Raw genomic sequence first — 11,194 nt, forward strand, 5'->3', positions numbered from 1 at the left:
GCTTTGTGCCGCTCAGCAAAACTGGCGCCGAACTGCTGTTTGAACTGATCTCGCAACGCTATGAGCGGGGTGCCACGTTGATCACCAGCAACCTGCCCTTCGACGAATGGACCGAAACCTTCGGGTCTGAGCGACTGACAGGCGCACTTCTCGACCGGCTGACCCACCACGTGAACATCCTCGAGATGAACGGTGAAAGCTATCGCCTCGGCCAGAGCAAAGCCCGCCAAGACAAGGCTTAACCCAATACCAACATCGTAAGCAGTTGGCCCTCACGGGCCAAAGCATCCGGGCAACCGCCAGCTCTGTGACAAGCGCGGCCGCCCAGATGCTAGCGCACGCCTATGCGGCAATCTTGATAACCCCAAAGTGGCAACATTTTGCGCTGCCCTTTGGTCCACTTTTACTCTGCCGTTGACACCCGGCACGTCACCCACAACATTCAGAAATGAACGATCCATGAGCTTTGGTGCTTCCAGGTGGTCACTGGCATGAAAGCCGGCGTAGTTGCAGAACCCTGATCATGGACGATTCAGATCGTGAGTCCGTGTATTTAGGCAGGCTTCATGAGCAAGAACATCACCGACCCGCTACCGCAGTTGGAATTGGTCGTTGCTCAAAGCGACTCGGCACCGTCAATGACAAGAGCGTGGCCAGTCATGAAGGACGATCTGTCTGATGCAAGAAACACGATACTGTCAGCAATTTCATCCATCGTGCCGAAGCGGCCCATTGGGATCGAGCCTGCGACGTAATCTTCCAATGCGGCCCGACCGCCCATCTGGGCCTCAAAACCAGCGTTGAACGTGGTATCAATAAAGCCGGGACAAAGCGCATTGCAGCGAATGTTATGACGCGCATAATCGACTGCGATCTGTTTGGACATCGCGATCACCGCATGTTTGGTCGTGGCATAGGCGATCATTTCCCGGTCATATTGCACGCCCGAATTGGACGCGGTGATGATGATGGATCCGCTGCGCTGCACCTTCATTACCGCCACAGCCGCCTGAGCCGCAACGAAATGAGCCCTCACATTCAACCGCCATGACGCGTCCATGTCGCCGGTGGTGATCTGGTCAAGCCTGCCCGGAATTTGAATTCCCGCATGGGAATGCAGGATATCGAGCCTGCCATACCGCGAAGCCGTGTCGCTTATGGCCCGCGTCAGCGCGTCGTCGTCGGTCACGTCCAAAGTCATAGCTTCGGCTGCGCCGCCGCTGCTTAAAATCATTGCCGCGGTTGCAGATGCGCTGGCAGGGTCGCGGTCGCTCACAACAAGTCTGGCACCTTCTGCAGCCAGTGCCAGTGCGCCTGCCCGTCCAATGCCGGCACCGGCGGCGGTAACAAAGGCGACGCGGCCCTGCAAAAGCATCAGCGGCCCTTTCAAGATTTGGTCGCACCGCGCCGCAAGATGCTTTGGGCGGTGATCAGAAGGCAGAGGGACACCGCCAGCACCATGCTGCCGATGGCGTTGATTTCGGGCGTGACCCCGCGCCGGATCGAGGAAAACACATAGATCGGCAGCGTGGTGTTGGAGCCTGCGACAAAGAACGCGATGATGAAATCATCAAAGGAAAACGTGAAGGCCAAGAGAAAGCCCGCAAGGATCCCCGGAAAGATCTGCGGCAGCGTCACTTGCCGAAAAGTGCCAAAGGGGGTGGCCCCCAGATCAGCCGAGGCCTCAATCAGGCTGCGATCCATGCCTGCGATGCGGGCACGTACGATGATGATCACCAGCGACATCGAAAACAGCCCGTGGGCTGCGATCAGCGAGCCATAGCCAAGCCCCAGTTGCGGCGCGTTTTCGGCGTGGGCAAACAGCGTTTTCAGCAGTGGGTTCAGCAGGTCAAACAGCGTCACCATCGCGATCAGCGTGGCAATCCCGATCACGATACCGGGCACCATGACGGCGATATAGATCATCGCATCGAAGAGGGCGCGGGTCTTGCCCTTGACGCCTTGCAGCGCCAGTGCGGCCATGGTTCCAAACACCGTGGCCAAAATTGACGAGGTCAGGGCAACGGTCAGGCTGGTCTGAAATGCCTCAACCACAAAGGTGTTGGACAGGGCCTTGCCATACCACTGCACCGAAAGACCCTGCAACTGGCTGGCCGCCTTTCCGGCGTTGAAGGAAAACAGCACGATGATGCCAATCGGCACATAAAGGAAAAGATAAACGGCAAGGGCATAAAGGCGCATGATCCCTCACATCAACGAGATATCGTCGCGGCCACCCGACCAGCGACGCGTGAAACGCATATAGGCGGTGACGGTCACCAACATCACCAGCACCAAGGCCACCGCCACCGCCGAGCCAAACGCCCAGTTGCGCGATTGCACGAACAGATCGACCAGCGCGTTGCCGACGAAGAACACCTTGCCGCCGCCCAGCATCGCGGGGATCAGAAATTCACCCATCAACAGGATGAACACCAACATGCAGCCCGTCGCCACACCCGGCATCGACAACGGCAGGGTGACGGTCAGGAAGGTGTTCAAGGGCGGCGCGCCAAGGTCGCTTGCGGCTTCCAGCAGGCGTTTGTCCAGCCGTTCAAGGCTGACGTAGATCGGAAACACCATCAGCGGCAGGTAGCCGTAAACGATGCCGACCAGCACCGCGAAAGGCGTGTTGATCAGCTGGATATGCCCCAGCCCCAAGGCGGCGATCAGGCTTGGCAAACCCTTGCCACCCAACAGGAAAATCCACGCATAGCTGCGGATCAGGATCGAGGTCCAGAACGGTACGATCACCAGGATCAACAGCATTGTCCGCCATTTCGCACTGGCGCGGATGGCAAGGAAATACGCCAAGGGATAGGCGATGAACAGGCAGGCGATGGTGCCGATCGGGGCCAGCACCATCGTATTCTTGAACGCGGTCCAGCGCGCGCCGAGGTTTAGAAAGTTGTCAAAGCTGAACGCAGGGACGTAGCCACCGGCGGGCCCCCTTTCACCGAAGGAGAAGACGAAAACCACGATCAACGGCAGCACCAGCATGGCCACAAACCAAGCGGCTGCGGGTAGCAAAAGCAGGGCTGTCGTAAACCGTGGTTTCATCATCTTAGGCCGACTTGAACCGCGCCATCAGCTCGGCGCGATCGGGGTTAGTCAGGGTTCGTGCAGCCCCAAATTCCAGCGCGTTCAGCAGTTCCGCGGCGGGATACAAGATCGGGTCGGCCAGACGCTCGGGCGTCAGCATGGCGTTGACGCGGGCGTCTGCCACGGGTTGGCCATGGAACAGCGTCTCTTTCATGTTGATCATCGGATCGAGCAGATAGTTGATCAACGCATAGGCCGCATCGCGGTGCGGGGCGCCCACCGGGACGGCGTAAAAATCGCTCCAGATCTCGCCGCCCTCTTTGCCCAAGGTATATTGGATTTCGGGCATATCGCGGTTCAACTGCTTGCCGTCGCCCGTCCAGCACATTGCCAGCCACGCATCGCCGTTGCGCATCGCTGGCTGATAGTCCGAGGTGATTGCAAACAAATGTGGTTTGACGTCAAGCAGCAGTTTCTCGGCTTCGGCAAGTTCTTTCGGATCAACCGAGTTGAAGGAATAGCCGAAGTACTTCAGGGCGTTGCCGATGGTGGTCAGCTGATAATCATGCACCGTGGTGCGGCCCGAGAATTCAGCGCGGGTGATGTCCCAGAACTCCTTCCAGCTGGTCAGGGCCTTGCCGTTGTTGTTGGCGGTGTTGGTCGCCATCCCGGTGGTGCCCCAGTCTTTCGAGACGCCGTAGATCTTGCCATCGACGGTACCCGGGCTTGCAAAGCGGGGATCAAAGGAATTGGGATCATAGTTGGGGATCTTCGACATATCCAAAGGTTCGATCAGCCCCAATTCGACATAGGTGGTGATCGTGTAGTTGGTGGGCACAAAGACATCCCAGCCGGTGCCTCCGGCCTGAAGCTTGGCCAGCATCTCTTCGTTCGAGCCAAACACGTTCAAATCCACGGCAGCACCGGTTGCCGCTTTGAAGGATTCGAAATCGGCCGGGTCGTGGTAGTTTGGCCAGCTGGCAAGCACGACGCGATCGCCAATGTTTGCCTGCGCCATCGCCTGACGTGCAAACGTCGAGCCAAGCACCGTTGTCGCCAGACCCAAACCTGTCACGCCCAGAAAGTGTCGGCGCGAAACCGAGCCTTTCTTGAAGCGCATCAGTTCTTCCATAAACTTTTCACGAGATATGAAGTCATTGCGGTCAGTCATTTTCATTCTCCCAGTTTTGTTTCTTGTTTTCAGTCATTGCCAAGGATCAACCCGACCCCGTCACGCCAGCTTGCTTGCGCCATTTGCCCCGGCTCGAATCCACCCTCCACAGCTTCGGCCTGGCGTGGAACCAGCACCAGAAACGCGCCAAGGTCGGCATTCTTGACGAGGTATTCGGTATGCTCGCCAAGGAAGATACGCGCGGCGATCGTCACCGGAATGGTGATACGGTCTTCGCTGGACGGGTTGCGTTGCAGGGCAATTTGTTCTGGCCGCAGGCAAAGCGACGCTGTTTGCCCAATGGCCAACGCGCGCGGCGCATTGGCAGACAGGTTGAACCCAGCGACACGGATCTGGCAACTGTCGCCCGTGGCGGTGACCATGCCTTCGAAAAAATTGGTTTTGCCGACGAAATCCGCGACATAACGCGTGCTGGGGTTATCATAAAGCGCACGGGGCGAGCCGATCTGAACGATTTTGCCGCCTTGCATCACGCAGATGCGATCCGACATCGACAGCGCCTCTTCCTGATCATGGGTGACCAGAACGAAGGTGATGCCAAGCTGACGTTGCAGGGTTTGAAGTTCGATTTGCATGTCGCGGCGCAGCTTTTTATCCAAGGCCGCCATCGGCTCATCCAGCAACAAAAGCTTGGGTTCGTTGACGATGGCACGCGCCAAGGCCACGCGCTGCTGTTGGCCGCCTGACATTTCGTGGATGCGCCGCTTGCCGTAGTTGGGAAGGCGCACGGTTTCCAGCGCCTTATCGACGGCGCGGGCGATCTGAGCTTTTGGCAGGCGCGGGCGCTGCTGACGCAAGCCGTAGGCGATGTTGTCAAAAACGCTGAGATGCGGGAACAAAGCGTAGTGTTGAAACACCATGTTGATCGGGCGGCGATAGGGCGGCAGGTCGTTCACCCGCTGCCCGTCTAGCAGCACATCGCCCGAGGTGGGAACCTCAAACCCGGCCAACATTCGCAGAGCCGTGGTCTTGCCACAGCCGGACGGGCCGAGGAACGATAGGAACTCGCCGCGATGGATGGTCAGGGAAACATTGTCGGCAGCGATAACGTCGCCGTAATGCTTTGACGCATTCCGCAATTCGGCAATCGGGTCATTTTGCTCGCCCATCCGCCCATCCGTGCCTATGCATTGAACTGAGGTAAATCCTAGGCAAGTGGCTTTTCATTGTATATACCTCAAAAAGCATAGAGGCGATCTAAACACGCAAATGAATCAGGCAGAACTTTTTACAAAAGCCGGTCTTCTCATTGACGCGGTCGGGGCCAAGGGTTTTCCTGCGGCACTCGCAGACTTGCTGCGTTTGACGGTGCCTTACAGCTATACGGTGGTGTTCGGGTATGGTGATGCGGCCCGCCCTGTGGACCTGTTCGACGACTTTCCGGTCAGCAAACGGAAGATATTCGTGACCGACTATCTTGCAGGGCCCTATCTCTTAGATCCATTTTTCCGGGCTGCGAAGCGCCCTGTTGCGCCCGGACTATATCGGATGCGGGATTTGGCGCCTGACCGCTTCTATCAGGGCGAATATTATCGCAACTATTACGCCCAGACAGGTTTGGCGGAAGAAATCGGCGTTTTCATTGAACTGGCGCAGTCAACAACCATCGTTGTTTCGTTGATGCGCGCCGAAAAGCCCTTTAGCGCCCGGGAGATGCGCAATCTGCAAAACGTGACCCCGTTCGTAATTGCTGCCGCGCGTAAGCATTGGGGAAGCCTGCCGGATCTGACGCGAACCAACTACGGCGGAGACGAGACAAAGGTAGAGGAATCCTTCGCCAGTTTTGGTCAGGGTACCTTAACGCCACGGGAACGCGAGGTCGCCGAACACACGCTGAAGGGTAACTCCGCTCAGGCGATCGGAGAGATTCTCGGCATTGCTTCGGGCACCGTGCGCATCCATCGTCGCAACGTTTATGCCAAGCTGCAGATCTCGTCGCAGGGAGAATTGTTTTCAAAGTTCATAAGGGCTCTCAGACGGCCGTGAGCCCAAACGTCTATGGTCGATCTTTTTTGGCCTCAGGGCAGATCTGACGGTCGCTTGAACCGGCCACGATCATCTTCAGTTGACCAAGCTCATCCTCAAGCGGGTTCAACCGTTGCATCGCTGTCGTCGATAGATCGGCATACTTTTCCTTCAATTGAAGTGGGTCGCTTGGCTGTTCCAAGCCTTTCGGCAGATATCGGCAACCAGCGTGCGTTCATCGCCGCGCTGGAGGATGAACGTGACGTTGCCCCCTCGGCCTAATCCAGTTTGAGGTAGACTCTGGCCCAACCGAAAGGACCAGAGATGAAGCGCAGCAGGTTCACCGAAGACCAGATCATTGGCATTCTGAAAGAGCATGAGGCCGGGATTTCCGTCGCCGATCTGTGCCGCAAGCACGGTGTTAGCGATGCGACCGTTTACAAGTGGAAAGCCAAGTATGGCGGCATGGATGTCAGCGAGGCCAAGCGGCTGAAGGGTTTCGAGGACGAAAACGCCCGGCTGAAGCGGTTGCTTGCGGATGCGATGCTCGACAATGCCGCGCTGAAGGATCTGCTTGGAAAAAAGTGGTGGCGCCCGTCGCGAAGCGGCAAGCGGTTGCGCATCTGGTGGCCAGTCACGAGATGAGCGAGCGGCGGGCGTGCCGGGTGATCGGCTGCTGCCGGATGACCATGCGATATGAGGTGATCCGCCAAGACGACCCTGTGCTGCGGGAACGATTGAAGGAACTGGCCAAAGCCCGACGGCGTTTCGGCTATCGGCGGCTGCACGTGTTTCTTCGACGTGAAGGCCATGAGGTCAATCATAAGCGCCTGTTCCGCATCTACCGCGAGGAAGGGCTGCACGTCCGTCGCCGCGGCGGGCGCAAGCGGGCCATGGGCACACGGGCCCCGATGGTGCTGCCATTGCTGCCGAACCAGCGCTGGTCGCTCGACTTCGTGTCCGACCAGCTGACCGACGGTCGCCGCTTCCGGATCTTGACGGTGGTCGATGACTGCACCCGCGAATGCCTCGCCCTGATCGCCGACACCTCACTGTCGGGAGCTCGGGTCGCGCGTGAACTGGCGACGCTGTTCGACGCCCGTGGCAAGCCACAGACAATCGTAAGCGACAATGGGACCGAGTTCACCTCGAACGCGATCCTGAAGTTCGTGGATGACCGCAAGCTTGACTGGCACTACATCGCGCCCGGAAAGCCGACCCAGAATGCCTTCATCGAAAGCTTCAACGGCCGTCTGCGAGATGAGCTGTTGAACGAGACCCTGTTCCCATCTCTGCACCATGCCCGCGTCACGCTCGCCGCCTGGCGCACGGACTACAACACCGAACGGCCCCACTCCCGCCTCGGCTGGCAGACCCCAGCCGAGTTTGCCCAAACCTTCGCCCCGCAACGGGGCCTGAACCGGCACAATCCGCAAAGCTCCGCGCCAGCCCCCGTTGCCCAACCCGCCCAAATGGGCAAAACTCAAACCCGGAGTCTCGCTCACGCTGGATAAAAGTTGGGGGCAACGTCAAACGCCTTCTACCCATCCGTGAATTTTCTCGATTTCATGTTTCACTCCAACCGAGAAAAATATGGCGGAAAATTCCAGCTTCAAACGGTTCGGTTTCCGGGGATCAGATCAAACCCAATCCAGCCCATCCGATAGCGTCTTCAAGTGCGTTAGACACACGCAAGACAAGCGCATCACCGTCCGGCCGATCGGTGATTTGCACTGCGACGGGCAATCCGGTATCGGTCAGAGAAATTGGCAACACGGCAGACGGTTGCCCGGCCAAGTTTGCAGGCACCGCAAACGGCGCAAAACGGTATCCACGCTCTACCCAGCGATCAAGGTCTGAGCCGCAAGCCGCATATGTCAAACTGTCCAGTGGCGCGGGGTTCTCGCTCAATGCGGGGGTCAGAACAAGGTCAATCCCTTCCATCGAATGCCACCATTGCCGCGACAGAGCGAAGCCTAGGGCAACCTTGGGCAATACCCCGCAGAGCGATGCGTCATGAAAAAGCGATGCCTCATCGGATTGCATGGCGGACCCCGGGCATCATCTAGAGCAGGTGGTCTTCTTGCTGCTCCGCTTCAGTGGTGAGATCAATCACCGCCATCATTTCCTGCAATGTCTGATCGCTAAGATTGCTCGGATCCAACTGGCGGGGTGGCTCAGGCAAGGTATGCTCAATCGGGCTCGCTTCGCGCCATCCGGCTTGGGTTTTGAGAAAAAAGATCATCGAGGCGGTGTCGCCGCCGCGCGCTTTGCCGATCAGCCCCTGCGCAATGGCGCCGACCGCTTTGGCTTTGCCTCTTTTATAGCGTGCTGCAATCTCTTCATCCCGCGCCATCATCGAATAGAACGTGCGCCGGCCGATGCCAAAGTGATCTGCGACTTGCTCGGGCGTCAGCACCGCGGCATGGGTTACCGAACTCGTCGCCGCCGAGAAGATCGATCGCTCCTACCAGAGCAGGGTTCTGCGCCTGAACAATCTCGCGCCCGACGGCATTGAGGCCATCGTAGAGGGGCGGCAAATCGGCGGGGTAACGCTGGCAATGTTGCTGGAAACGTTTCCAGCGGAGTGGGGCGGCAGCGCCACCAGTTTGCTTTGAATGTGTAACCTGCGGTTGTGAACCGAATCTCTAAGGAAGGCGCCCTTCCATTGGTTCCAGCAGGATCCACGGCATCCCTTTGATCTGAAACCCTTTTTCACAGCGTCTTGCCGCAGGCAATCTGGGAGTGAGTAGTTGCACAGATCAATGTATTGTCGACCCGGAAGGATCGTCGCTTGAAGTGGATTGCTCCAAGATTTGTGAACGCCGGTGGCAAACTTTGCGCGCTCTATCAAAGCACCTTCGCGGTTGAACTGCCACGACGCGAAACCGCTTTGTCCTAGTCAATCCAATTGAGCAGGCTTCACGTAGTGGGCATTGGTGGAGTCTATGTTGTCATTAAGCATTGAAAAAACACGCAGGCCGTGATGAAAATACCGATAAAATATGCCTGTCTTCTGATGGGCCTCACTGATGCGCAAGCGGCTGGAATCTGCCTAAGGAAATCTTCGTCCAGACGGCTTCGATGCTCAGTCACACACACCTCGTGTTGATAGTCCATCGCTACTCCATTTTTTGCATCCCCAAGAAAGTTCGTGCTTGGGAAAGGCCGCGCGGGGTGACCTGCGCGGCCATACTCGTTAACTACACTTTCAAAGCACTTCGACTCGTTATCTGCGATGGGTTAGTTGTGTAAGACTAATGCAACATAAGAAAATATAATAGCGCGGATTTTCGAAACAGTTTGTTGATAAAAATTGCTGTTGGATTCGATCCTCCCTCTACTCGGATCATTGCGCGCCGGAGACCGCGCCCGCCTCGTGTTGAATCGCTGTATGAAGGCAAATGGGTTTGCCGAACCTCTGGGGCTACCAGCTAAGATGCAGGCCTGGTCGGATGCGATAACGGCCTTTTTTTTGCAGAACCTCTGCAGACCAGCATATCGTTAGACGAGGGCATACTGGGTAATCTGCGCGGGCAAATCGCAGCACACACCGCAGCAACAGCGCTCAGACCGCTCTGAATAAGATTTCAGAGTGAGGCTGCCCGTATGCAAGAATGATTCCGTCGAATGCCATCCGCGCGATGCCATCTGTCCCGTTCACGTCCTCGATTGCTAAGGCACCGCAGCTTGCGAGTTCATTGAGGGCCGCGCGAATGGAAGCCCGAGACTGAGTTTGGTTCCGTCCAACAGATGATAAGTTTGCGGCAGCCATGTGCCGGCACAAGTCAGCGAGGGCCGCCTCCCCTCCAAATTCCTCAATCAGCGTGCGCAAAACCAAAACATGAACGCCGACATCCCCTGTAACAGCCGACTCGCTGTGTCTCGCTCGCGCAATATAGGGGACGGCCGCGGTAAACGGAGCGAATTGTACAGGGCGTGAGAATCTCCAAGCGTAGAGTTGCAACATGTGTGGGAACAAAATGCGATACTCCACTTTCCAAAGATCTTTTGCAGAACTTCGACACTACGCTGACCTTACTAGCGTTGATCAATGTGGCGCGATGATGGCTGTGGAGCGGTAAGCTTTGGGCATTTTAGACCGAAGGGTCGGGTCAATGCGACCTGCCAAGCTGTTAACCATGGGCTGCCAGGAGTGAGACTGTACGATCGACCGTACGGTGCTCTTTTCCCTTTGGCTTGTGTCAAGCCAACAGAACCAAAAATTTTGGGGTTTCACTCAAGCCTAAATGCATCAGGGATAAGATGCTTGGTCGCCTCTTCAAGCACGAGATCGCCAAGGCGCGTTAGGATTTCGCTTGATTGCATACTCGCCTGCCAATGCAACGACACCCGCACTGCCTTGCCGGGACTTAACTCCACCAGCTCGCCAAGCTCGACCAAGGGTATTGCAGAGATGCTGGGTACAAGTCCCCATGCCGTCCCGTTCCTGCAGCAAGCAATGTACCCCTCATAAGATGGCACGAAATGGGTAGACAAAGGCACGGTTTGGCCGAAGCAAAGTGTCATCCATTGGTTTTGGATATTGTCCTTACGATTGTAGGCAAGACAGGTCGATCCACGCAGAGTATCGAGCGACACCCCCTTCGAAAACTCCGCGAGAAAGAATTCGGGCGATGCTACGGCGATGTAATCCATCGATCCGAGAGAGAGCCTGCGGCACCCGTGTATCGGCGTTTCGAGGGCCGTTATCACCGCAAGCGCGTCTCCTGACTTCAGGCTCGCTTCGGTATGGTCCTGATCATCAGGAAGGACGTCTAAGCGGATCCCCAGTTCCCGTGACGCTCGCTTGATCAAATTTGGGAACCATGTCGCCAAGCTGTCGTTGTTCACTCCAAGACGGATCGTTGCCGCCCCGGCAATGTCGCCCCCCACCAGCGCGCGCATGCGTTCATCGAGTTCTTGTTGAAGAAGTGTCACTTGTTCGACATGGCGACAATACTGTATCCCGGCCTCCGTCGGCAGGCACGGGCG

Annotated in this window: 11 protein-coding genes; 3 read left to right on the top strand and 8 right to left on the bottom strand. The window is 57.2% G+C overall.

Going from position 1 to position 11,194, the window contains the following annotated elements; genetic code table 11:
* A partial coding sequence (locus AKV04_RS06290; protein WP_162232837.1) for an ATP-binding protein occupies positions 1-242 on the top strand: 242 nt, incomplete at its 5' end.
* A 374-nt stretch (positions 243-616) separates the two neighbouring features.
* Here AKV04_RS06290 and AKV04_RS06295 read toward each other — a convergent pair.
* From AKV04_RS06295 to AKV04_RS06315, 5 genes are read right to left on the bottom strand one after another with little or no spacing between them, the layout of a single operon-like run.
* Positions 617-1,375: an SDR family NAD(P)-dependent oxidoreductase gene (locus AKV04_RS06295; protein WP_054005625.1), complete on the bottom strand. Its 759-nt coding sequence runs from the start codon at positions 1,373-1,375 to the stop codon at positions 617-619.
* An 11-nt stretch (positions 1,376-1,386) separates the two neighbouring features.
* Positions 1,387-2,202 carry an ABC transporter permease gene (locus AKV04_RS06300; protein WP_054005615.1) on the bottom strand — a complete coding sequence of 272 codons (816 nt, stop codon included), beginning with the start codon at positions 2,200-2,202 and terminating at the stop codon, positions 1,387-1,389.
* 6 nt (positions 2,203-2,208) lie between these two features.
* The gene (locus AKV04_RS06305) at positions 2,209-3,060 is read right to left on the bottom strand and encodes an ABC transporter permease (protein WP_054005626.1); all 852 of its coding nucleotides are present in this window, start codon (positions 3,058-3,060) and stop codon (positions 2,209-2,211) included.
* Between the two features lie 4 nt (positions 3,061-3,064).
* The gene (locus AKV04_RS06310; protein WP_156317398.1) at positions 3,065-4,213 is read right to left on the bottom strand and encodes an ABC transporter substrate-binding protein; all 1,149 of its coding nucleotides are present in this window, start codon (positions 4,211-4,213) and stop codon (positions 3,065-3,067) included.
* Between the two features lie 29 nt (positions 4,214-4,242).
* Positions 4,243-5,343, bottom strand: a complete 1,101-nt coding sequence (locus tag AKV04_RS06315; protein WP_054005617.1) for an ABC transporter ATP-binding protein — start codon at positions 5,341-5,343, stop codon at positions 4,243-4,245.
* A gap of 100 nt (positions 5,344-5,443) precedes the next feature.
* On the opposite strand from AKV04_RS06315, the gene AKV04_RS06320 reads away from it, so the two are divergent.
* Together AKV04_RS06320 and AKV04_RS06330 are read left to right on the top strand one after the other, a co-directional pair.
* Positions 5,444-6,220, top strand: coding sequence for a helix-turn-helix transcriptional regulator (locus tag AKV04_RS06320; protein ID WP_054005618.1), 777 nt, complete (start codon positions 5,444-5,446; stop codon positions 6,218-6,220).
* 303 nt (positions 6,221-6,523) lie between these two features.
* A protein-coding gene (locus AKV04_RS06330; RefSeq protein WP_156317399.1) for an IS3 family transposase occupies positions 6,524-7,713 on the top strand; the annotation gives its coding sequence in 2 pieces (ribosomal slippage) (positions 6,524-6,782 and positions 6,782-7,713; 1,191 coding nt in all).
* Between the two features lie 121 nt (positions 7,714-7,834).
* On the opposite strand, the gene AKV04_RS06335 is transcribed toward AKV04_RS06330, so the two are convergent.
* The 3 genes from AKV04_RS06335 to AKV04_RS06350 all read right to left on the bottom strand — a co-directional run.
* Positions 7,835-8,245: an amidase family protein gene (locus tag AKV04_RS06335; RefSeq protein WP_054005621.1), complete on the bottom strand. Its 411-nt coding sequence runs from the start codon at positions 8,243-8,245 to the stop codon at positions 7,835-7,837.
* Between the two features lie 19 nt (positions 8,246-8,264).
* A complete protein-coding gene (locus AKV04_RS06340; protein ID WP_054005622.1) occupies positions 8,265-8,618 on the bottom strand; it encodes a MerR family transcriptional regulator in 354 nt (117 codons plus the stop codon).
* 1,817 nt (positions 8,619-10,435) lie between these two features.
* Positions 10,436-11,194: ArgP/LysG family DNA-binding transcriptional regulator (locus tag AKV04_RS06350; RefSeq protein WP_156317400.1), on the bottom strand; the 759-nt coding region annotated here is incomplete at its 5' end.

Source organism: Cypionkella psychrotolerans, assembly GCF_001294535.1.
GTDB classification, from domain to species: domain Bacteria; phylum Pseudomonadota; class Alphaproteobacteria; order Rhodobacterales; family Rhodobacteraceae; genus Cypionkella; species Cypionkella psychrotolerans.